Origin of the sequence: Streptomyces aurantiacus JA 4570 (genome assembly GCF_000414115.1) — a bacterium.
Lineage (GTDB): Bacteria > Actinomycetota > Actinomycetes > Streptomycetales > Streptomycetaceae > Streptomyces > Streptomyces aurantiacus_A.
Genome location: NZ_AOPZ01000087.1, coordinates 1 through 22949, shown reverse-complemented (window position 1 = coordinate 22949; position 22949 = coordinate 1). Strand labels below are relative to the sequence as shown.

Here is a 22949-nt window from a genome sequence, read left to right as displayed (position 1 = left end):
GGGCCCAGCGGGCGGGACGCGAGCCGGCGCTGGCGCGCCCGATGCGCACGGGCTGGTCGCGGTCGCCGCGACGGGCGCCCACACCGATCCGCGCGCCGGACGCGGCGCGGGACCCGACACCGGCCGCACCGGCGACCTCAGCGACCCCAGCCGCACCGGAAGCACCGGGAGCACCGGAACCCCCAGAAGCAGCCCCAGCCGCACCAGGAACTCCCGCCCCATCAGCGACTCCGGCCGTCTCTGCCACTCCAGTCCCAGAAGCCTCTGCGACACGCGTGCCACCCGAGGCACCCGCAGTACCCGCGACACCCGCAGCCCCCCGCGCCTCCCGGAACGCCGCCAACGCCCCGGCCTCGCCGGGAAGTTCGACCTTCGGGGCGGGGTCGGAGGGGGCGGGCGCGCGGAGCGCGACAAGCGCCGCGGCGAGGCGTTCCGCCTGTTCGCGCTCGTGATCACCGATGCCTTCGAGCCGTTCGCCGCGGAGCAGTCTCTCCGCCGCGTCACGGTCCAGCCACTTGTACTGCTCGTCGGCCATCACATGTCCTTCTGCGTCCGCGTACGCGAATGCGTCACACACGGGGACGGCGGCACGGCGCGTCCGTGCGGGTCCGGCTGCGGGGGAACGGCACCCAGGCCCTGCCCCTGCGCCGGTCCTTCGGCGCCCATCAGTTCGGCGAGGCGCTTGAGGCCACGGTGGGCGGCGGTGCGTACCGCGCCGGGGCGTTTGCCCAGCGTGTCGGCGGCGCTCTTGGCGTCGAGACCGACCACGACCCGCAGCACGACGGCCTCCGCCTGGTCCTGCGGGAGCTGGGCTATGAGGGCGAGCGCGGCGTCGGTGGAGAGGGACTCGATCGCCTCGCCGGCGGTGTCGGCCTCGGCGGGCCTGCCGGTCAGCTCCGTCTCGTCGCCGCCGATCGCGGGGCGGCGGCCGCGCATCCGGATGTGGTCGAGGGCGCGGTTGCGGGCGATGCGCGCGGCCCAGCCGCGGAAGCGGTCCGCGTCGCCGCTGAACCGGTCCAGGTCGCGGGCGATCTGCAGCCACGCCTCGGACGCGACGTCCTCCGCCTCGACATCGCCGACAAGCGTTCGTACGTAACCGAGCAGCCGCGGGTGCACGGCGCGGTACACAGTCCGGAACGCGGTCTCGTCCCCGTCCTGTGCCGCATGCACGGCGGCGGTCAGCTCAGCGTCGTCCTCCCCCTGCACTGGGTGCCCCTCTGCGCCTGGCCAGGCGCCGCTCTCACGGGTCTGTCTTCTAGCGGTCGTGCGCCGCTGTACCGCTCGCGGTGGTCCGGTCGGCGGTCGCGGTGGTGGGTCCCAACGCGGCGCGAAACTGCACGCTACGGCGTGAAACCGGTGCGCGTCCATGTTTGTACAACATGCAACTAGCGGGTGACACAGTGCGGTGTGACAGAAAACGCACCGGGGACGCAGAAGGGAGTACGGACCGCCACGCGGTTCGTGCCGTGTGACGGCCGGGGCCTCTCCTGTGGGGGGTGGCGGCCCCGGTCGTCTCCACGACATCTACCTCTCTGACCTGGGGCGATGCGAGGCATCAATCACCCGTCGCCGTGACCAACCGCGCGGCCAGCCGGCCAGGCGCCTCATGCGATGCCTCCAAACCAATGCCGCTGAGCCGTCGCGGCCCGCGAGCAGTGTGGCGTCGCTGGTGGTGCCCGCGGAGTGCGCGGTGAACGCGCGGTGTCAGCCGGATCACCGACTGTACGGGGCCTGCCTCCGTTGAGGCGGCTCGGGCGATCTCGGCATATGCCGCGCATCGGGTGCTGCGGCCGGGCAGCCGCTGACGGCGTGCTGACGGCGTGCTGACAGTTCGGCACCCGGGCAGGGAGAAGTAGCCGCACGCAGAGGCATCGGCCCTGCTCACGCGGCACTTTCACCGGATGCTGAATAAGTTGGTTCGCGCCCTCGAGCCTCTCTACCGTTTTGCTATTGCGGTGCCGGGAGGGGAGGGACAGCACGTGGATGTGGGGGTCAGCCGCCCGTGGCGTGCTTTGCGGCCACCGAGGTCCAGTGCTCGAGCACGGCCGCGGCGGCGCCCGAGTCCACTGCCTGTGCGGCCTGCTGCACCGCCTGGCCCAGGCGCTCGGTGACACCGAGCCGGCTCGGCTGCAGGGCCGCCAGGCCGGCCGCGGCCGACAGGAGCACCGCGTCCCTGACGGGCCCCCTGGCCCCGGCGAACACCTCATGGGCCACCCGCGCGTTGTGCGCGCTGTCCCCGCCGCGCAGCGCGGCCGCGGGGGCCCGGCCGATCCCGATGTCGCGCGGGTCGAAGTGCTCGGTGCGTACCTCGCCGCCGTCGACCGACCAGATTGTGGAGGTAGTGGTGACCGTGAGTTCGTCCATTCCGTCGTCGCCGCGGAAGACCAGCGCGGACACGCCGCGGCGGGCCAGCACGTGTGCGATCAGCGGTGCCAGGCGCGGGTTGGCGACGCCCACCGCCTGTGCCGTGGGCGATGCCGGGTTGCTCAGCGGGCCCAGCGCGTTGAAGACGGTGCGGATGCCCAGTTCGCGGCGCGGGCCGGCCGCGTGGCGCATCGCCGGATGGAAGGCGGGGGCGAAGCAGAAGGTGATGCCGGTCTCCTCGAGCACCGCGCGCACCTGGGGCGGCGTCAGGGTGAGGGCGAGTCCCAACTCCTCGAGCACGTCCGCCGATCCGCAGGCCGAGGACGCCGAGCGGTTGCCGTGTTTGACGACCCGGGCCCCCGCCCCGGCCGCCACGACCGCCGACATCGTGGAGACGTTCACGCTGTGGGTGCCGTCGCCCCCGGTGCCCACGATGTCCAGGGTGGGGCCGGGGACGTTCAGGCGCACGGCGTGTTCGTACAGGGCGCGCGCCATGCCCTCGATCTCGTCGGCGCTCTCGCCCTTGGCCCGCAGCGCGACAAGGAAGCCGGCCAGCCGGGCGTCCCCGGCGCTGCCCGACATCACCTGGTCCATGGCCCAGGCCGACTCCTCAGCCGTGAGGTTCTGGCCCCGCAGCAGCGTGGTGAGGACATCGGGCCAGGTGGGCACCTTCGGCTCGGCGGCCATGAGGACTCTCCTTCAGCGGTGCTGACGGTGTGTTCGATCTCATTCTGTGAAGAGAGAAAAGTGCGTTCCAGACCACTGTCCGTAGAAGTGTGCGGTCCACTTCAGAAGAAGGTAGATGGCATGGCCCTGCACATCGCGCTCGAAGTGGTGAGGGATTCTTCGGTTTCCCTGACATCGCAGATTCAGGAATTCATCAGGAGGGAGATAGCCGAAGGCACCCTGCACCCGGGCACCCGGCTTCCCTCCAGCCGCCGGCTCGCGGGCGATCTCGACGTCTCCCGCAGCGTGGTGGTGGAGGCGTACGGACAGCTCGTGGCCGAGGGATACCTGGAGACCGCCCACGGCTCGGGGACCAAGGTGGTCGGGCACCTCGACACCGGCCCGGTCGTGCCCGCGCTGCTGGACGAGCAGAAGGCCGGGCAGAAGGCGGAGCCGGTCCGCTGGGACCTGCGGCCCGGCGGCGGCAACACGCCCGCCTTCCCCCGGAGCGAGTGGCTGCGCTGCTACCAGCGGGTGCTGCAGGCAGCCGACCTGCCGCTGCACCGCTACCCGCCGCTGGCCGGCGAGGGCGCTCTGCGCCACGAACTGTCGCGGTATCTGGGCCGGGTCAGGGGCGTGCGCGCGCGCCCCGGCCAGATCGCCGTGGTGGCCGGATTCGCCGAGGCGCTCGGTCTGCTGTGCACGGTGCTGCCGGGGCTGGGCATCGACACGCTGGCCATCGAGGACCCGGGCCATCCCGGCCAGCGCCAGTTCATCCGAGAGACCGGTCTTGGCGTGCTGCCGGTGGCGGTCGACGGCGAGGGGGTGGACGTGGAGGCGCTGGCGCGGTCGGGGGCGCGGGCCGTCCTGGTCACCGCCACCCACCAGTTCCCCACCGGTGCGACCCTGTCCGAGCGGCGTCGCGCGGCCCTGGCCCGCTGGGCCGAGGCCGTCGACGGCTGGGTGATCGAGGACGACTACGACGGTGGCCTGTGGTACGAGCGCGGCACCCGGCCGCTGGCCCTGCAGCGGTCGATGCCCGACCGGGTCGTCTACGCGGGGACCGCCAGCAAGGCGCTCTCCCCCAGTCTGCGCCTGGGCTGGCTGACCGCGCCGGCGCCGATGCTCGAACTGCTGCTGCGGGCCCGTGCCCGGCACGACCTGGGCACCGACGCCTTCACCCAGCTGACGATGGCCGAGATGCTGCGCACCGGCCTGTTCGACCGTCATCTGCGGCGCCTGAACGTCCTGGCGCACAGCAGGCGGGACACCCTGGACGAAGCCGTGCGCAGGCATCTGCCCGGCGCCTCGGTGAGCGGGGCCAGGGCGGGTCTGCACGCGTATGTGCGGCTGCCCCGGCCGACCGACGAGGCGGCCCTGGTGGCGGCGGTGCTGCGCGGCTCCGTACTGGTGCGCGGCAGCGCCGCCTTCCACATGCGGCCGCAGCCGGACGCGCCGGCCCTGGTGGTGGGCCATGCGCACCTGCCGGGCTCCGGCATCACGGACGCCCTGCGCACGGTGGGCGCGGTCAGGCGCGGGTGAGAACGGGGCGGGTGCGTGCCCGGGGGCCGGTCGTACGCCAGGGTGAGCGATCCGACGCACGGCCTTCCTGCCGGCCGAGAGGTACCGCGACCGGGCGGCCGGGAGCTGTTGTCAGCGTGTTGTCAGAGCTGCTGTCGACCATGTCCTCAAGGGCCGCCGGGCGCATCCGGCCGCACCCGGCCACTGCAAGGGAGTCGTGGATGACCAAGGAAGATCTCGTTCTGCCGTTCGCCGTGGTGCCCGGCTCCCAGGTGCACGCCGTGCTGAGCGGGCAGGAGCGGCACACGGTGGACCTCGTCGAGGCGGCCTACCGCGTGCACGGCCGGGGCGACACGGTCAACCCGCCCTCGTACTTCCTGCGCTTCCCCGACCGCCCCTCGTCCCGCATCATCGCGCTGCCGTCGTCCATCGGCGGCGACACGCGGGTCGACGGCCTGAAGTGGATCTCCAGCTTCCCCGAGAACGTGGCGGCGGGGATACCGCGGGCTTCCGCGGTGCTCGTGCTCAACGACCACGACACGGGATATCCCCTGGCCTGCCTGGAGAGCTCGATCATCAGCGCGGCCCGCACCGCGGCCTCCGCGGTGCTCGCGGCGGACTGGCTGTCGCGGGCCAAGGGGCGCGAGCGCCCCCGGCGGGTCGGGTTCATCGGGGCGGGGTTCATCGCCCGCCACATCCACACCTATCTCGCCGGGACCGGCTGGGCCTTCGACGAGGTGGGCGTCCATGACCTGTCCGCCGAGTACGCGGCGGACTTCAGCACGTATCTGCACAGCTCGCCCGAGACCGGCCGGATCACCGTGCACGAGAGCGCCGAGGCGCTGATCCGCTCCTCGGACCTGGTCGTCTTCGCGACCGTCGCGGCAGCTCCCCATGTGCACGAGCCGGGCTGGTTCGCGCACCACCCGATCGTGCTGAACGTGTCGCTGCGCGACCTGGCCCCCGAGGTCCTGCTCGCCTCGGCGAACGTGGTCGACGACGTCGAGCACTGCCTGAAGGCCGACACCTCCCCGCACCTGACCGAACAGCTCACCGGAAGCCGGGACTTCCTCGACGGCACCTTGTACGAGGTGATGACCGGGCAGGTGGTGGTGCCGGCGGACCGCCCCGTGGTGTTCTCGCCGTTCGGACTGGGGGTCCTGGACCTGGCGGTGGGCAAGTTCGTCCACGACGAGGTGCGCCGCCAGGGCCAGGCGCACGTCATCGAGGGCTTCTTCCACGAGATGGACCGCTACGGGCGCGCCACCACGCCCGCCGCCCGCCCGTGAACCATCCGTGAGCCGCCCGTGAGGGGCCGCGGGCGGGGTGGTGTCAGTGCGCAGTCACAGGTGTGTCATCGAGTCTTCGTAGTCTTCCGCTGGATTTACGGCCATGGTCTGCGGCGCAACCGGAGGGTGGATGGAGTTCCGAATTCTGGGGCAGGTCGAAGTGCACCACGCGGGGCGGCAGATACCGCTGCGCGGCGCCAAGCAGCGCACCGTGCTCGGCGCTCTGCTGCTGGCCGAGGACCTGGTGGTGTACGACTCGCAGCTGGGTGATTTCCTGTGGGGCGAGAAGCCGCCCGCCACCGTGAATGCCCAGATCTACACCTACGTTTCCCGGTTGCGGAAAGCCCTTGGTCCGCGTGCCCGGATCATGCGCCGCTCGCCGGGTTATCTGATGCAGACCGGGTCCTCCTGGTTCGATCTCGCCGAGTTCACCGACCGGGCGCACCGCGGGCATGAGGCGCTGGAGTCAGGCGCGTACGAGACGGCGTTCTCGCTGCTTTCCTCGGCGCTGTCGCTGTGGCGCGGGCCCGCGCTCGCGGATGTGACCTGCCACCTCGCCGAGGCGGTCCGGCCACGCCTGGAGGAACTGCGGATCACGGCGCTCACCGACCAGTTCGAGGCCGAGCTCGCGCTCGGCGGGCACGCCGCCCTGGTGCCGAGGCTGACGCAGCTGGTCGGCCAGTACCCGCTCCAGGAGCGCTTCCGCGCGCAGTTGATGACGGCCCTGTACCGCTGCGACCGCCAGGCGGAGGCCCTGGCCCTGTACGAGCAGGGCCGGAGCATGCTGGCGGGCTCGCTCGGCATCGATCCCGGTGCGCGGCTGCACCAGGTCATGCTCGCCATTTTGAATTCCGACCCGAAGCTGCTCGGCCCCGTGCGCGAGCGGCCGGCAGCAGGTCCCGGCCGCTCGGCGGCGCCCCGTTTCGCGGTGCTGTGAGCGGCACCGACCCCACCACCGGTGGCGCGGGCCGTCGCCCGTGCCACGACCGACATCACCCAAGGAGACACCATGACCGCACCGCTGCCCGGGTCCACCCTGGCGGACGAGGACCGGGCCCGTATCAAGGACGTCGTGCTGGAGGTCCTGGACGTCGAGGAGGAGCACCTGACGCCGGACGCGTCCTTCAGGAAGGACCTCGGTGCCGACTCGATGGGGCTCGTGGCGCTCAGTGCGTCCCTGGAGCGCACCTTCGACATCGAGATCGAGGACTCGAAGGTGGACGAGCTCGACAGCCTCGAGAACGTGTTCGTGGTGGTGGACGAGGCGCTCGCCGCGCATCGCTGAGCGGGCTTTCACGACTCGAGGAGGGTGAAGTGAGCGCGGACGCGGAGCAGGAGCGCGTGGTGATCACGGGTCTTGGCGTGGTCAGCAGCATAGGGACCGGAGTGGATGATTTCTGCGCCGGTCTGCGGGCGGGACGCAGTGGGGCGAAGCCGATCACAGCGTTCGACACCACCGGCTTCGCGCACGCGATCGGGTGCGAGGTGAGCGGCTTCAGCCCGCAGGAGTGGCTCGAACACCTGGAGCCGGAGGGTCTTGGCCGGGCCACCCAGTTCGCGGTCGCGGGCGCCCGGATGGCGCTCGTGGACGCCGGGCTCGGCCTGCAGGAGCTGCGGCGCCGTCGCGCGCTGGTGTCCATCGGCACCAGCGACGGCGAGACGCGCGACCTGGACACGCTGACGGAACAGCAGTTGGCGCACGGCGCGCTCGATCCCGTCCTGGCCGGGCGTCTTGACGCCAGCCGGCTCGCCTCGGGCGTGGTCAGGGAACTGGAGCTGCGCGATGTGGAGACCATGACGACCGCGACGGCCTGCGCGGCCGGCAACTACGCGATCGGCAGCGCGTTCGACGCGTTGCGGGTCGGCGATGTCGATGTCGCGCTGTGCGGCGGCGCGGATGCCGTGTGCCGCAAGACGTTCACCGGGTTCTACCGGTTCGGCACGATCGCGCCGGAGATGTGCCAGCCCTTCGACCGGGACCGCAAGGGCCTGCTCGCCAGCGAGGGCAGTGGCGTCCTGGTCCTGGAGACCCTGCGCTCGGCGCGGGCCCGCGGGGCGCGGATCTATGCGGAGGTGCTCGGTTACGGGCTCAACTGCGATGCGGGGCACGCGGTCGCGCCGGACCAGGACAGCCTGGCCCGGTGCATGCGGCTCGCGCAGGCCAATGCCGGCGTCAAGCCCGAGGACGTGGACCTGATCTCGGCGCACGGCACCGGCACCCCGACCAACGACGTGGTCGAGACCAGCGCGATCCGGCAGGTGTTCGACGTGCCGCCGCCGACGGTGTCGGTGAAGAGCATGATCGGGCACGCCATGGGGGCGGCGAGCGCCCTGGCCGCGGTCGCGTGCGCGCTCGCCATCCGCGAGGGCTTCATCCCTCCCACCATCAACCACACGAACACCGACCCGGACTGCGGCCTTGACTGCGTACCCAACCAGGCGCGCGAGGCCGTGCTGAACGTGGTGCAGAACAACGCGCTCGCGTTCGCGGGCAACAACGTGGTGCTGCTGCTCGGCCGGCACCAGGAGGTGTCATGACGACGATCGAGGCGAGCGGATCGCCGCACCTCGCGCACCGTGACGGTGCGGCGCGGGACGGCGGGACGCTGGTGCTGTCGGGATGGTCCGCCGTGAGCGCCTACGGCGTGGGCCGTGACGTGCTGCGCGAGGGCCTGCTGTCGGGCCGTGCGGCGCGAGTGGAGGAGGCCGGGGACGGCGCGCCCGTCCCCTGCGTGGTGGTGCCGGGCTTCAGGGCGGCCGACCACCTGGGGCGCAAGGGGACGCGCACGATGAGCCGCTCCACGGCGTTCGCCGCGACGGCCATCGACGTCCTGCTGCGCGAGCTGGGGCCGGAGGTCGCCGGGGACCCGCAGCGCATCGGACTCGTCCTGGGGGTCGGCCAGGGCAACGTGCAGACCGTCATGGACTTCACCCGGGGGGCGCTCACCGCGTCCAAGCCGTATCACGTGGATGCGCTGCGTTTTCCCGACACGTTCCTCAACCGCGCCGCCGGGCAGAGCGCGATCTGGCACGGCCTCCAGGGCCCGAACACCACCATCGCCGCAGGCCGGCTGTCCGCGCTCCTGGCCATCGGCTACGCGGCCCGCCTGAGCCGGGGCGGCCACTGCCGGCGCCTGCTGGTCGGTGCCACCGAGGAGTGTTCGCCGGCGCGGGCCCTGCTGGCCGACGCGGTGAGCGCGGGCCGCGATCTGCCCGCGCCGCTGGGCGAGGGCTGTGTGGTCGCGCTGCTGGAGCCGGCCGCCGAGGCGGCGGCGGCCGGACGGGTGCCGGTGGCCACGGTGGCGGCGACGCACTTCCGGGCGGCGGCGGATCCTGCCGTGGAGGGCGGCGCCGAACTCGCCGTGTGTGTGCGGGCCGCGCTCGCCAAGGCGGGCGCCGGCGCCGACCGGATCCGCCTGGTGGTGCCGCTGGGCGAGTACGCGCAGCAGGAGGAGGCGGGCATCCGCGCGGTGCTGGGCGATGCGGACCCGCGGTGGCTGCACTGCCGTCCGCTGCTGGGCGATGCGTTCGCCGCATCCGCCGGGCTGCAGCTGTCGGCGGCGCTGTCCGCCGCGGCGCACTGGTCCAAGCCGGGGGACCTGGCCCTGCTCACGGGCATCGACCGTGACGGCACGGTCGGCTGCGCCCTGTTCGGCCGGCCCGACTGAGCCGGCGACACGACGGACGACGGTCCCCGGCCCCTGCCCCCTTCCGGCCGGAAGGGTCCCGCGCGGCCCCGGCCGCCGGTTTCGGCACGGCTCCCGGCGGGGCCAGGGCCTGTGCGCGGCGGTTGACCAGGTGCAGCAGCGGCCCCGTCATGAAGGTGGTGACCAGGGCCATGATGACGAAGACGGTGAAGAGCTCGGGGCCGATGAGACCGGTGTCCAAAGCCGCGTTGAGCACGATCAGTTCCGTCAGGCCGCGGGTGTTGACCAGGGCGGCCACCAGCGCCGACTGATGCGGGTCCAGACCGCCGATCCGGGCGGCCACGTAGCCGGGCAGCAGCTTGCCGGCGATCGCGATGGCCAGGATCAGGGCCAGCAGGACGGCCCCGTCGCCGTCCACGGATCCGATGTCGAACGACAGGCCCGTCGTGACGAAGAACAGGGGCAGCAGCACCCCCGCGGTCTGCTCCAGTGTCTGGCGGAGCTCGGGGTCGGGCCGGTTGCCGACGCGGGGCATGGTCAGGCCCGCGAGGAAGCCGCCGAAGACCGGGTGCAGCCCCAGTGAGGCGGTGACCCAGGCGCTGCCCAGGGCGAGCCCCAGCGCGAGGGGCACCCGGTTCATCAGCAGCGCCGCCGGCCTGGACAGCAGCCGGCCCAGCAGCGGCCGCACACCGAGCAGCATCACCGCCACGAACCCGGTGATCAGCAGCAGCGTCACCGGCCAGGAGTGTCCGCTCTGGTGCCCGGTGCCGACGAACGCGGCGGCCAGGACCAGCCAGGCCGCCACGTCCATGAACCCGGCCGACGCCAGCGCCACCGTGCCCGCCGGGCTGCCCGCCATGCCGCGCTCGCGCACGATCGCCGCGAGCACCGGCAGGGCGGTCACCGCGGGGGCCACCGCCATGAACAAGGTGAACGACCCGCCCTCGGCGTGCCCGTGGCCGACGGCGTCGAAGGCGCCGCCGAACAGTTCCAGCGAGCCGACCCCGAGCCCCATGGGCACCAGGAGCGCGAGCGTCGCCACGCAGACCACCGCGCGGCTGCCGCGGCGCAACTGGCCGAAGTCGGTCTCGTATCCCGCCAGGAACATGAAGATGACGACCGCGACCTGCGCCAGGACAGTGAGGAACGGCTTGACCTCCGGCGGGAAGAGGTGCCCTGTGGGGTCGCCCGGCAGCTGGCCGAGCAGGGTCGGGCCCAGGGCGAGACCGGCCACGATCTGCCCGATCACCGTCGGCTGGCCGCAGCGCCGGGCCAGTGCCCCCAGCAGCCACGAGGCGACGACGATGATCGCAACGTCCGCTATCACCAGCGCGGTTATCGCTTCGGTGTCCACCGGTTCCTCTTCCCTCGCTCCCTCGCCCGGGTGTGTCCGTGCCGTTGCCGCGGTGGCGGGTCAGCCGGTCTTGCCGTGCAGCTTGCGCAGGTACTCGTAGGTGGAGGGCAGGGTGGCGATCAGTTCCTTCTGCTTGGCCTTGATCCCCTCGAAGACGGCCTGGGAGCGGTCCACCATGTCCGGGCGGGCCGCGAGGATCGGCAGGGTGTGCTCGGGCATGTGGTCCAGGCCGGCGAAGATGCAGTAGTAGTTGCTGTTGTTCCAGAAGTTGCGGAACTCGGCGTCGAAGTTCCCGTAGTAGGTGGTCTCGTCGGTGATGGGCATGTTCACCGGGAGCCCGGCCCGGTACATGGCCATCTTCTCCTTGATGTCGTCGGCCAGTTCGAGGTCCTTGCAGGCCCGCCAGAACGCCGTGTCGTTGCGCGGCGCGAAGCTGAAGTGGGCCTGCAGGAAGTCCCGGGTGTCGTCGAACATGGTCTCGATCTCGGCGTTGAACCGGCTCTGCAGGATCGGGTCGAACCGCTTGTCGGGGAAGTGCTTGGCGAGCTGGTAGAGCGCCGCGTAGGTGAAGTAGATCCCGGTGGACTCCAGCGGCTCGAGGAAGCAGGACGCGAGGCCGATGCTGACGCAGTTGCGCACCCAGGCGCGGCGGTTGCGGCCCACCCGGAACTTGATCTGGTTCAGCGGCTGGGTCTCGGGGTCCAGGCCCCACATCTTGCAGAACTCGAGCGTGGCGTCGTCGCGGGACTGGAAGCGGCTGGAGAACACATACCCGGTGCCGAACCGGCCGAGCATCGGGATCTTCCACGTCCAGCCGGAGGACATGGCGATCGCGCCGGTGTACGGCTCGACGCCCTCCGCCTCGTCGTCGTGCTGCACGGCGGTCGCCACGGCGCTGTCGTTGAGCAGGTGGTCGCTCATGTCCAGGAACGGCTCGCGCATCACACCGTTGATCAGCAGGGCGCGGAAGCCCGAGCAGTCGATGAACAGATCACCCTCGATGACCCGCCCGGTCTCGGTCTTGACGCAGGTGATGAAGCCCCGCTCGTCGACCTCGGCGCCGGTCATCTTGTCCTGGATGTGGATCGCGCCCTGCTTCTCCACGGCGAACCGGCACAGGAAGTCGGCGACCTTGTTCGCGTCGAAGTGCCAGGCGTAGTTGGTCCACTTGGTGCCGTCCATGTACCGGGGCGACAGGTTCAGGTCCATGACCGGAGGCTCGCGGTAACAGGCGTAGTCGAACGGCTCGTCCGTCTGCCCGGTCAGCTTCTGGTGCGTCCAGTGGTGCGAGATCGGCAGGTTGTCCGAGTTCGCGAGCAGCCCGAACAGGTGGTAGAAGGAGTCCTCCCCCTGTCCCAGGGCGCGCGCGGTGGCCTCACCGGTGCCCGGGGTGCGCCAGTTGGTGAACTTGATGCCCATCTTGAAGCTGGCGTTGCACTCGCGCATCCACTCTTCCTCGGTGAAACCGAGGTAGTCGAAGAACGTCTTGTGCAGGTTGGGCACCGTCGCCTCGCCGACACCGATGCGGCCCACCTGCGGTGCCTCGATCACCGTGATGGACACGTCCGGACCGAGAGCCTTGCCGAGGTACGAGGCGGACATCCATCCGGCCGTACCGCCACCGAGGACGACGACCCGCTTGATCCGATGATCCTCCACCGCTGCTCACCCTTTCTTTTCGGCACCGCGCCTGCGGTGCCGGATTGGTTCGATCGCCAGAATCCAGAATTTCGAAAGCCGCTTTTCTGAGGTGTTTGCCGAATTTCCCACGGGGAGCTGCCGGAAGTCAACGAATCATTGGAACTGCTCTGTGCGAGAACCTTGCAGAATTCTATATTTGCAGGTCAGGACGGATTATCATCGGCGTGTCATCCCCTTGTCAGAGACGTCCGTAATCATTGCCGAATATCGCGAGTCGGGGAGTGCCGGAGTAGGGGTTTGGAGAAGATGTCGATTACGGAGTCGCGGCCCGATTTCTCTAATCCGGACCGCTGGGAGACACGATGACGGTGATCACCCGGCCCGAGGAGTTCAACGTCGGGGACCTCTATGTCTCCCTGGAGCCGGCCTTCGGGAAGTCGCTCTATCTCAAGTGCGAGGGCTTCAACTTCGCCGGCTCGGTGAAGCTGAAGGCGGCCCTGGAGATGGTCGGCGCCGCCGAGCGTGCGGGCGTGCTGCGCCCGGGCACCACCATCGTGGAGAGCTCCTCGGGCAACCTCGGCGTCGCCCTGAGCATCGTCGCGGCCAGCTACGGCTACGGCTTCGTGTGCGTCACCGACTCGCGCTGCACACGGGCCGCGCAGCAGCTGATGCGGGCCCACGGCGCCGAGGTGCGGGTGGTCACCGAGGCCCACCCCGAGAACGGACTGCTCGGCGCCCGCCTGGACTGCGTCCAGCAGCTGTGCCGGGCCAATGACCGCTACGTCTGGCTCGACCAGTACAGCAACGCCGCGAACTGGCTGGCGCACGCCCGCACCACGGGCCCGGAGATCCTCAAGGAATTCCCGGAGCTCGACGTCCTGTTCGTCGGCGCGGGCACCACCGGCACGCTGATGGGCTGCGCGCGCTACCTGCGCGAGGAGAAGCCCTCGGTGCGGATCGTGGGCATCGACGCCGAGGGGTCGGTCACCTTCGGATTCCCGCCCCTGCCGCGCCTGATCCCGGGCCTGGGTACCGCGGTGCGGCCCGCCCTGCTCGACCGGTCCTACGTCGACGAGCTCATCGTCGTGGCCGAACGCGACACCGTACGCACCTGCCGGACGATGCAGCGCAACGGCTTTCTGTTCGGCGGCTCGACCGGCACCGTGGTGGCCGGCGCGCTGCGCTGGCTGGACGAGCACACCCCCGACGGCGGCCTCACCGCCGTGGCCATCGCCCCCGACCTCGGCGAGCGCTACCTCGACACCATCTACGACGACGAGTGGGTGAGCGAACACTTCGGAGCCGACACGCCGGCCGCCGCCGCGCAGCCCGCCACCCCCAGGAGGCAGCCGTGACGGTGACACAGCAGCACCCGGCGCCGGCCGGACCCGCCGCGTTCCCGCTGCTCGCGGGCCAGGCGGAGATCTGGTACGACGAGCAGTTCTCCGGCGGGACGCCCGCCTACAACTCCGGTGCGTACCTGGACATCCGCGGCCCCGTGGACCCCGCGCTGGTCGAGGCCGCCGTGCGGCGGCTGCTCGACGAGGCGGAGTGCACCAGGATCCGGTTCCTCGTGCAGGACGGGCTGCCCCGGCAGACCGTCCAGGCCCTGCCCGCCGTGCCGCTGAGCCGGCACGACCTGTCCGCGCAGGCCGACCCCGAGGCCGCCGCCCGGCAGTGGATGGACACCGACCTGCTGCGCCCGTTCGCGATCGACGCCTTCCCCCTGATCCGGCTGGCCGAGCTGCGCCTGGGCCCGGAGCGGACCTGGCTGTACCTGTGCAACCACCACGCGATCAGCGACGGTTACAGCCACCTGGTGTACTGGCGCCGGTTCGCGGAGATCTACGCGGGCCTGGCCGCGGGCGCGGACGTGGGCGCGGGTGCGCTGCCGGGACTGCGGCTGCTGGTCGAGGAGGAGCAGTCCTACCTCGGGACGCGGTTCGAGGAACGCGACCGCGCGTTCTGGCAGGACCGGTTCGCCCGGCCCACCGCGGGGGCCACGCTGTCCACCCGGTCGCCGGTGGACTCGCTGCCCCGCGGCTTCCTGCGCCGCACCCGGGTCCTGGACGAGCCGACGTCGAGCGCCGTGCGCGGCGCCGCGGCCGCGGCGGGCGTGAGCACCGGCGCGCTGCTCATGGCCGCGACCGCCCTCTACACCCACCGGATCACGGGCGCCCCCGACGTGACACTGACCGTCGCCGCGAGCGCCCGGACGAGTGCCACCGCCCTCAAGATCCCCGGCATGACCGCCAACTTCCTGCCGCTCCAGGTGCGCCTCGACGGCACGGAGAGCCGCCCCGAGCTGCTGCGCCGGACCGCGGCCGACCTGTCCAAGCTGCTGCGCCACCAGCGCTACCGGGTCGGCGCGATCCGCCGCGACCTCGGCCTGCAGCCCACCGACCGCTGGCCGGTGGGCCCGTTCGTGAACATGCTGCCGCTGCCCACCGCCCTGGACCTCGGCCCGTGCACGGCAACGGCGCACAACCTCACCACCGGCCTGGTCAACGACCTGATGGTGACCACCGTCGACAACGCGGACCAGGCCCTGCAGCTGAACATCAACGGCAACCCGGACCTGTACCACGCCGACGAAGTGGCCGACCACACCGACCGGTTCGCGCACTTCCTGGGCCGGTTCGCCGGCGCCGCCGAACAGACGCCCGTGGGCAGGATCGCGCTGCTCGACGCGGCCGAGGCCGGCGCCTACGACCGGATGTCGCACGGAGCGGCCACCGACGAGCCCTACCTGAGCGTCGCCGCGGCCATCCGCGCGGTCGCCGCCCACAGCCCCGACGCGGTGGCGCTGATCGACGGACCCGACGACGCGCCCAGGGAACTCACCTACCGGCAGCTGCTCGCCCGCGCGAACGCGCTGACCCCGCGCCTGCCCGCCACCGGCCTCGTCGGCGTGCTCGCGGGACCGGGCGCCGCGTTCGTCGTCGGCATGCTCGGCATCTGGGGAGCAGGCGCGGCCTATGTGCCGCTGGACGTGCAGGCCCCCTCCGCACGGACCGCGGGCCTGGTGGCGGACAACGGCATCAGCTGCCTGCTGGCGGACGCCGAACACCAGGAACTGGCCGCCGAGATCGCCGCCTCGACCGGCGCCGGCACCGTGCTCCTCGACGACGCCGAGCATCCCGAACCCGCCGAACTCACCGGCCTGCCCGACGGCCCCGACGCCCCCGACGCGTTGGCGTACGTCATCTTCACCTCCGGCTCCACCGGCACACCCAAGGGCGCGATGGTGCAGCACGGCGGCATGGTCAACCACCTGCGCGCCAAGATCGAGGACCTCGACCTGACCTCGGCCGACACCGTCCTGCAGAACGCGCCGCTCACCTTCGACATCTCCGTGTGGCAGCTCCTCGCGGGCCTGCTGGTCGGCGGCCGGGTGCGCATCGTGTCCCGCACGGTCGCCGCCGACCCCAACCTGCTGTTCCCGCTGGCCGTACGGGAGAGCGTCACCGTGGCCGAAGTGGTGCCCTCGCTGCTGCGCGCCGCACTCGACGCCTGGGACGTGGCCGGGGACGGACCGCGGCTGCCCGCCCTGCGCTGGCTGCTGGTGACGGGCGAGGCGATGCCCGCCGAACTGTGCGAGCGCTGGTTCCGCCGCGAACCGGCGATCCCCGTACTGAACGCCTACGGACCCACCGAGTGCTCCGACGACGTCACGCACGCGGTGCTCACCGCCGACGACGGCATCACCGGCGCCGCCGGACGCCGCGTCCCGATCGGCCGCGCCGTCCGCAACACCTCGCTGTACGTGCTGGACGACAACCTGGCGGCCGTGCCCCGCGGCGTCATCGGCGAGCTGTACGTCAGCGGGGCGGGCGTGGGCCGCGGCTATCTCGGCGACGCGCCCAAGACCGCCGCGACGTTCCTGCCCGATCCGTTCGCGGGCGGCGGTGCGCGCATGTACCGCACCGGCGATCGGGTGCTGTGGCGTGCCGACGGGCAGCTGGAGTTCGTCGAGCGCCGCGACCACCAGGTGAAGCTGCGCGGAAACCGGATCGAACTGGCCGAGATCGAGGCCGCGATGCTCGCCCAGGCGCACGTACGGGACGCGGCCGTCACGGTGTTCGGCGAGCTGGGCAGGCAGCGCCTGGTCGGCTACGTGGTGCCCACCGACGCCACGCAGGACGACCCGGCGCGCTTGCGCGAGCGGCTCGGCGCGGTGCTGCCCGCGTACATGGTGCCGTCCGTGATCGTGGCGCTGGACGCGCTGCCGCTGACCGGCCACGGCAAGGTGGACCGCAAGGCGCTGCCCGAGCCGGACGCCGAGGACGTGGTGCGGGCGGGCGGATCGAGCAAGCCGCAGACCCCCGGCGAGGAGCTGCTGTGCCGGCTGTTCGCCGAGGCGCTCGGCCTGAGCGAGGTCGGCCCGGACGACAACTTCTTCGACCTGGGCGGCGACAGCATCATCTCGATCCAGGTGTCCAGCCGGATCGGCCGCGAGGGCCTGCAGGTCACCCCGCAGCAGATCTTCCAGCTCAAGACGCCGACCGCGATCGCCGCGGCCGCCGTGCCGGTGCGGCCGCCGTCGGTGCCCCGCCCCGAGGACGGCGTCGGCGCCGTCGAGCCGCCGCCGGTGGCCGCGCAACTCTGCGCGGACCTGGCGCTGTTGGCCTCGACCGGCCTGCCCGAGGCGGCCCGCCGCTACGGCCAGTACGTGGTCGTCGACGTACCCCCGGGCACGGACACCGACCGGCTCGGCCAGGCGCTGCAGGCCGTGCTCGACCACCACGACGCCCTGCGGATGCAGGTGAGCGTCCCCGTGGCCGGGCAGTGGGTGATGGAGACGCTGCCGCCGGGCTCGGTCAAGGCGGGCGACGTGCTCACCGAGGCCGCCGCCGCGCCGATACCGGACCTCGCGGCGGCCGCGGGGACGCGGATGGACCCCGAACACGGCATCGTCACCCAGGCGGTGCTCGTCCGCGGCACGCACGACGCACCGGACCGTCTGCTGTGGCTGGTCAACCACCTGTGCGTGGACGGCGTCTCGTGGCGGGTCCTGGTGCCGGACCTGCGCGAGGCATGGGAAGCGGTGATGGCCGGCCGGGACATCGCGCTCGACCCCGTCGGCACCTCCTACCGGCAGTGGTGTCGCACGCTGAGCCGCGACGCCCGCTCCAGCGGGCGCCTCGCGGAGTTCCCCGCCTGGCTGGAGCAGGTCCGCGACAGCGGCCCGCCCCTGGCCGGCCGGCCGCTCGACCCGCTGCGCGACACCTACGCCACCGGGCACGCGCTGCGTCTGGTCCTGCCGCCCGAGGTGACCAGGCCGCTGCTCGGCGCGACCCCCGCCGTGCTGGGCGTCGAGGTCAACGACGTCCTGCTGACCGCGCTGGCCATCGCCGTCGCCGACTGGCGGCGCCGCAGGGGCGAGGGCGCCGGGCAGGTCCTCGTGGAACTGGAGGGGCACGGCCGCGAGCCGATCGACGGCGAGGACCTGGCCCGCACGGTGGGCTGGTTCACCAGTGTCTTCCCCGTGCGCCTGGACACCTCCGCGGACGGCGACGACCTGGACTGGGACGACCTGTGGGCCGGCGGCGCCGCGCTGCAACGGCTCGCCGAGCGCACGTACGCCGCGCCCGGCCGCGGCCTGGGCTATGGACTGCTGCGCTACCTGAACGCGCAGACGCAGGCCGCGCTGGCCCGGTTCGCGCCGCCCGAGCTCGGCCTGAACTACCTGGGCCGGTTCGCCGCGGGCACCGGCACCGGCGCCTGGCAACTGGACGGCGGCGACGCGGTGATCTCCACCGCCACCAGCCCGGACACGCCGCTGCGGCACGTCCTGGCCGTCACGCCCGTGACCGAGGACCGGCCCGAGGGGCCGCACCTGGTCGCCGACTGGCTGTGGGCGGGCGAGCTGTTCGCCGACACGGACGCCGAGGACATCGCACACACCTGGTTCCGGGCCTTGCGTGCCCTGGTCGCGCACTGCGGAGCCAACAAGAGGGAGACATCGTGACTCAGTCGCAGCGAGCGGCGGCGGACGGACCGTGGGACATGCACGAGGCCGCACTCACCCCGGCGGTGCAGCGGCTGCGGGACCGGGCCGACGCACTGCCCAAGCCGGGCGCGCAGTCGGGCGAGTTCCTGGTCCTGGACGCCCCCGAGGGCACCGACCTGGCCGCGCTGACCGCGGCCGTGCAGGCACTGCTCGACCGGCACGAGGCACTGCGGCTGTGTCTGACCGAGCCGTTCGAGGGCCTGCTGACATCGGGGGTGCTCCCCGTGGGCGCGGTGCGCGCCGAGCAGCTGGTGTCCCAGGCCCCGGCGGACGCCGAGCCGGCCGAACTGGCCGCGGCCGCGCGGCCGGGCCTGGCGGTGGGCGAGGGCATCACGCTGCAGGCCGTGCTCGCCGGGCAGCGCATCCTGCTGCTCGCGCACGAGCTCGTGGTGGACGCCGCGTCGTGGCGGGTGCTCGCCGACGACCTGCTCGCCGGGTGCCGCGACGCCGTCGCCGGGCGCACGCCGGTGGCCGGCGACGTGCCGGTCCCCTACCGGGACTGGGCGGCCCGCCTCGCCGAGCAGGCGCGCGCCGCACACCGGGTGCGCGAGCTGCCCGCGTGGACCGAACAGCTGGACTCCGACGCCCAGTTGGTGCCGGACGTGGTGCTCGACCCGGCCAAGCACACCGCGGCCGCGCTGTGCCATCTGCGCCAGGAGGTGCCCGTAGAGGCCAGTAAGGCCCTGCTGTCCACGCTGCCGTCGGCGTTTCACGCCACCACCGAGGACGCACTGCTCGCCGCGCTGGCGATCGCCGCGGCGGCACACCGAGGAGAGGCCGAGGCAGGCCGCACCGCCGTGCTGGTCGAGCTGGCCGGCCACGGCGGCCGGCAGCCCGTCGAGGGCCTCGACCTCAGCCGTACGGTCGGCCACTGCGGCAGCGGATTCCCCGTGCGGGCGGACGCGGCCGTGCTCTACCCCGAGGACCTCACGCCCGGCGACGCGGACCTGGACGACGCGGTGAAGCGGGTCAAGGAGCAGCTGCGGGCGCTGCCCGACGGCGGCGCGGGCTACGGCGTGCTGCGCCGCCTCAACCCGCAGACCGCAGGGGTGCTCGCCCGGCGCGGCACCCCGCAGGTGCGGCTGCGCTTCGACGCGGAACTGCCCGGTACGGTGACCGCCGCCGCGGACCCGGCCACCCCCGTCGAGCACGCGGTGAGCGTGACGGTGGCGGTGAGCGAGGGCCGGCTGATCGCCGACTGGGCCTACCTGCCCGACCTCGTGCCCGGCTGCGCCGAGCTGGCCGATGAATGGCTGCGGCTGCTCGGCCTGCTGGCCGAGCACGCCGGCACGCCGGGCGCGGGCGGCCGTACGCCCTCCGACCTGACCGTCTCGACGCTGACGCAGCGCGAGATCGACGAGCTGGAGGCCGACCTGGGTCCGCTGCAGGACGTGCTGCCCCTGTCACCGCTGCAGAAGGGCATGCTGTTCCACGCGGGCCTGCACAAGAACGAACTGGACGTCTACCACGTCCAGGTGCACGCGGACCTGACCGGGCCGCTGGATGAGGACCGGCTGCGCGCCGCCACCGCGAGCCTGCTGCAGCGCCACGTCAACCTGCGCTGCTGCTTCCGCTACAGCGCGACCGGCGAGCAGCTGCAGGTCATCCCCGAGACGATCGAGCTTCCCTGGTCGCACGTCGACCTGAGCGGCGCCTCCCAGACGCAGCTCGCCGACTTCGCGGCCGCCGACCGGGACCGCGGCGTCGACCTGGCGGCTCCCCCGCCCATGCGGTTCACGCTGATCCGCCTCGGCCCCGACCGGCACCGGCTGCTGTGGACGTTCCACCACATCGTGGCGGACGGCTGGTCCACCCCCATCGTGCTGCGCGAGCTGCTGAGCGCCTACCGGGACGGCGCGCCCGGATCCCCCGAACCCCGGCCGTACCAGGACTACTTGCGCTGGCTGGGCGAGCGCGACGTCGCGAGCGCGGAGCGGGCGTGGCGGGCGGCGATGACGAACGTGTCCGAGGGGACGCTGGTCTCGCCCCACGGCGAGGAGATCCCGCCGGTGCGGCCCGAGCATCTCTTCTTCGATCTGCCGGCGGACCTGACCGATGCGGTCACCGGGTTCGCGCGCCGCCGTGGCCTCACGCTCGCCACCGTGGTGCACACCTGCTGGGCGATCCTCGTCGGCCAGCTCACCGGCAGCCGGGACGTGGTGTTCGGCAGCGTGCAGTCCGGCCGCCCGGCCGATCTGTCCGGTGTGGACGAGATGGTCGGCATGTTCGTGAACACCCTGCCGGTACCGGTGCGGCTCGACCCCTACCGGTCGTTCGCCGACGTCGCCGCCGGCCTGCAGGACGAGCAGCTGTCCCTGACCGACCACCAGCACCTGGGCCTGGGCGACATCCAGCGGCTGACCGGGATCCGCAGACTCCTTGACACGTCCGTGACCATCCAGAACTATCCGACGGACCTGGCGGAGCTGAGTGCGATCGTGCCGGGCCTGGCCGTGGACGACGTCCGGGCCGAGCTCTCCGGCGAGTACACGATGGCCCTGCTGGTGCATCCGGGCACCCGGCTCAGGCTGCAACTGGCCTACCGGCCGGACCTGTTCACGGCGGACGGCGCCGAGCGGGTCGGGCAGCGGCTGACCGGACTGCTGGCCACCGTGGTGGACCACGCGGAGAGGCCGCTGGGGGCGCTGGACGCGCTCACCGCCGACGAGCGTGCCGACATCGTCGGCCCGTGGGCGGGTGCCCTCGCCGAACGCCGGGTGTGCGACGTGCCGACGCTGTTCGCCGAACGGGTCGCCGCCGCGCCCGACGCACCGGCACTGAGCTGGAGCGGCGGCTCGATGGACTACGCCGAACTGGACGCGCGGGCCAACCGGATGGCGCACGAGCTGATCGCGTGCGGTGCGGGCCCGGACACGGTCGTCGCGCTGGTGCTGCCGCGCACCCCCGAACTCCTGGTGACGGTGCTCGCGACGCAGAAGGCAGGTGCCGCCTACCTCCCGGTCGACCCGCAGTACCCGGCCGACCGGATCGCGTTCATGCTCGAGGACGCCCGGCCGGCCGTGATCGTGTCCACCGTGGACATCGGCCGCGCGCTGCCCGCCGGCGGGGCCGAGATGGTCCTGGTCGACGATCCGGACCGCGCGGCGCGGGTGGCCGCCCGCCCCGCGGGCGATCCGACCGACGCCGAGCGCACCCGGCCGCTGCTGCCCACCGATGCCGCGTACGTGATCTACACGTCCGGCTCGACCGGGCGGCCCAAGGGCGTCGTGGTGGACCACCTGGGGTTCACCAAGATGGTCTTCGACCTGATCGCACGGTTCGACGTCGTCGCGGACACCCGGATGCTGCAGTTCGCTCCGTCCAGCTTCGACGCCTCGATCTGGGAGTGGTCGATGGCGCTGCTCGGCGGCGGCACGCTGGTGCTGACCGACGAGCTGAGCCGGCTGCCCGGACCCGCGCTGGTCGACCTGATCGCCGAGCAGCGGGTCAATCTGCTGGCGTTTCCGCCCGCGGTCGCCGCGGCGCTGCCCGAGGGCAGCACCCTGCCGGCCGACCTGACGATGGTGGTCGCCGGTGAGGCGTGCCAGAAGGAGGTCGTGACGCGCTGGTCGGACAGCGTCCGGATGTTCAACGGCTACGGCCCGACCGAGACCGTGCTCGCCTCCACCTGCGCCGGCCCGCTGCACGGGCCCGAACGCCCCTCGATCGGACGGCCGTTGGCGGCGCACCGGGTGTATCTGCTGGACTCCGCGCTGCGCCCGGTGCCGGCCGGGGTGACCGGGGAGATCTACGTCAGCGGCGGTCTTGCCCGCGGCTATCTGAACCGGCCCGGCTTCACCGCCTCCCGGTTCGTGGCCTCCCCCTTCGACGCCGCGGGCGAGCGGATGTACCGCACCGGCGACCTCGCCCGCTGGGACGCGCACGGGGTGCTCCACTACGTCGGCCGCGTGGACGACCAGGTGAAGCTGCGCGGGTACCGGATCGAACTGGGTGAGGTCGAGGCCGCGCTGCGCGGCGCGCCCATGGTCGGCGACGCGTCCGTGGTGCTCGGCGAGGACGGCGGCGGCAAACGGCTGGTCGGCTACGTCGTGCCGGTGCCCGGCGGTGAACTGCCGGATGTGGACCTGGTGCGCGAGCATGCCGCGGGCGAGCTTCCGGACTACATGGTGCCCGCTGCCCTGGTCGCGCTGGAGAGCCTGCCGCTGACCCCGAACGGCAAGGTGGACCGCAAGGCCCTGCCCGAGCCGGGCGCCGTGGCACGGCCGGTGGGCCGCGCTCCGCGGACCCCGCTGGAGGAGAGCCTCGCCTTCGTCTTCGCCCAGGTCCTCGGCCTGGACTCGGTCGGCATCGACGACGACTTCTTCGTCCTGGGCGGGCACTCGCTGCTGGCCACGAAGGTGATCGCCCGGCTACGGGCGATGCTGAACCTGGAGGTGCCGATCCGGGCGCTGTTCGAGGCCCCGACGGTCGCGGGCCTCGCGCTGGCGATCGGC

13 protein-coding genes and 1 pseudogene are annotated in these 22949 nt (G+C 72.5%); 9 read left to right on the top strand and 5 right to left on the bottom strand.

Annotation, left to right across the window (positions count from 1 at the left end):
- The 3 genes and pseudogenes from STRAU_RS42925 to trpD all read right to left on the bottom strand — a co-directional run.
- Positions 1-535: pseudogene (locus STRAU_RS42925) on the bottom strand (hypothetical protein); the annotation flags it as partial.
- A complete protein-coding gene (locus STRAU_RS11835; RefSeq protein WP_016640531.1) occupies positions 535-1206 on the bottom strand; it encodes an RNA polymerase sigma factor in 672 nt (223 codons plus the stop codon). The gene STRAU_RS11835 and the pseudogene STRAU_RS42925, both read right to left, overlap by 1 nt.
- Before the next feature lie 786 nt (positions 1207-1992).
- Positions 1993-3051: an anthranilate phosphoribosyltransferase gene (gene trpD / locus STRAU_RS11830; RefSeq protein ID WP_016640529.1), complete on the bottom strand. Its 1059-nt coding sequence runs from the start codon at positions 3049-3051 to the stop codon at positions 1993-1995.
- 120 nt (positions 3052-3171) lie between these two features.
- On the opposite strand from trpD, the gene pdxR reads away from it, so the two are divergent.
- From pdxR to STRAU_RS11800, 6 genes are all read left to right on the top strand, one after another.
- A complete protein-coding gene (gene pdxR, locus STRAU_RS11825; RefSeq protein WP_016640530.1) occupies positions 3172-4572 on the top strand; it encodes a MocR-like pyridoxine biosynthesis transcription factor PdxR in 1401 nt (466 codons plus the stop codon).
- Between the two features lie 200 nt (positions 4573-4772).
- On the top strand, positions 4773-5840 hold the full coding sequence (gene sbnB, locus STRAU_RS11820; protein ID WP_016640528.1) for a 2,3-diaminopropionate biosynthesis protein SbnB: 1068 nt from the start codon (positions 4773-4775) through the stop codon (positions 5838-5840).
- A 130-nt stretch (positions 5841-5970) separates the two neighbouring features.
- On the top strand, positions 5971-6777 hold the full coding sequence (locus STRAU_RS11815; RefSeq protein ID WP_016640527.1) for an AfsR/SARP family transcriptional regulator: 807 nt from the start codon (positions 5971-5973) through the stop codon (positions 6775-6777).
- A gap of 72 nt (positions 6778-6849) precedes the next feature.
- Positions 6850-7125 (top strand): acyl carrier protein, encoded by a 276-nt coding sequence (locus STRAU_RS11810; RefSeq protein WP_037658804.1) that lies wholly within the window; start codon positions 6850-6852, stop codon positions 7123-7125.
- A gap of 29 nt (positions 7126-7154) precedes the next feature.
- Positions 7155-8378 carry a beta-ketoacyl-[acyl-carrier-protein] synthase family protein gene (locus STRAU_RS11805; protein WP_016640526.1) on the top strand — a complete coding sequence of 408 codons (1224 nt, stop codon included), beginning with the start codon at positions 7155-7157 and terminating at the stop codon, positions 8376-8378.
- Positions 8375-9508 carry a beta-ketoacyl synthase N-terminal-like domain-containing protein gene (locus STRAU_RS11800; protein WP_052029054.1) on the top strand — a complete coding sequence of 378 codons (1134 nt, stop codon included), beginning with the start codon at positions 8375-8377 and terminating at the stop codon, positions 9506-9508. Before STRAU_RS11805 ends, STRAU_RS11800 begins: the two co-directional genes overlap by 4 nt.
- On the opposite strand, the gene STRAU_RS11795 is transcribed toward STRAU_RS11800, so the two are convergent.
- Positions 9450-10841, bottom strand: coding sequence for a cation:proton antiporter (locus STRAU_RS11795; RefSeq protein WP_016640523.1), 1392 nt, complete (start codon positions 10839-10841; stop codon positions 9450-9452). The two genes, STRAU_RS11800 and STRAU_RS11795, sit on opposite strands and share 59 nt — an antisense overlap.
- 60 nt (positions 10842-10901) lie before the next feature.
- Entirely contained in the window at positions 10902-12500 is a 1599-nt protein-coding gene (locus STRAU_RS11790) for a tryptophan halogenase family protein (protein ID WP_016640522.1), read from the bottom strand.
- Between the two features lie 344 nt (positions 12501-12844).
- On the opposite strand from STRAU_RS11790, the gene sbnA reads away from it, so the two are divergent.
- From sbnA to STRAU_RS11775, 3 genes are all read left to right on the top strand, one after another.
- Positions 12845-13837, top strand: a complete 993-nt coding sequence (sbnA, locus tag STRAU_RS11785) for a 2,3-diaminopropionate biosynthesis protein SbnA (protein WP_016640521.1) — start codon at positions 12845-12847, stop codon at positions 13835-13837.
- A complete protein-coding gene (locus STRAU_RS11780; protein ID WP_016640520.1) occupies positions 13834-18453 on the top strand; it encodes a non-ribosomal peptide synthetase in 4620 nt (1539 codons plus the stop codon). Before sbnA ends, STRAU_RS11780 begins: the two co-directional genes overlap by 4 nt.
- Positions 18450-22949, top strand: a 4500-nt coding sequence (locus STRAU_RS11775; RefSeq protein ID WP_158692062.1) for a non-ribosomal peptide synthetase, incomplete at its 3' end; no start/stop codon positions are given. The genes STRAU_RS11780 and STRAU_RS11775, both read left to right, overlap by 4 nt.

What these genes read in the sequence shown, in the direction of transcription:
- sbnA (WP_016640521.1), top strand. Translation starts at nt 12,845, where the DNA reads ATGACGGTGATCACCCGGCCCGAGGAGTTCAACGTCGGGGACCTCTAT.
- STRAU_RS11815 (WP_016640527.1), top strand. Translation starts at nt 5,971, where the DNA reads ATGGAGTTCCGAATTCTGGGGCAGGTCGAAGTGCACCACGCGGGGCGG.
- STRAU_RS11800 (WP_052029054.1), top strand. Translation starts at nt 8,375, where the DNA reads ATGACGACGATCGAGGCGAGCGGATCGCCGCACCTCGCGCACCGTGAC.
- STRAU_RS11810 (WP_037658804.1), top strand. Translation starts at nt 6,850, where the DNA reads ATGACCGCACCGCTGCCCGGGTCCACCCTGGCGGACGAGGACCGGGCC.
- trpD (WP_016640529.1), bottom strand. Translation starts at nt 3,051, where the DNA reads ATGGCCGCCGAGCCGAAGGTGCCCACCTGGCCCGATGTCCTCACCACG.
- pdxR (WP_016640530.1), top strand. Translation starts at nt 3,172, where the DNA reads ATGGCCCTGCACATCGCGCTCGAAGTGGTGAGGGATTCTTCGGTTTCC.
- sbnB (WP_016640528.1), top strand. Translation starts at nt 4,773, where the DNA reads ATGACCAAGGAAGATCTCGTTCTGCCGTTCGCCGTGGTGCCCGGCTCC.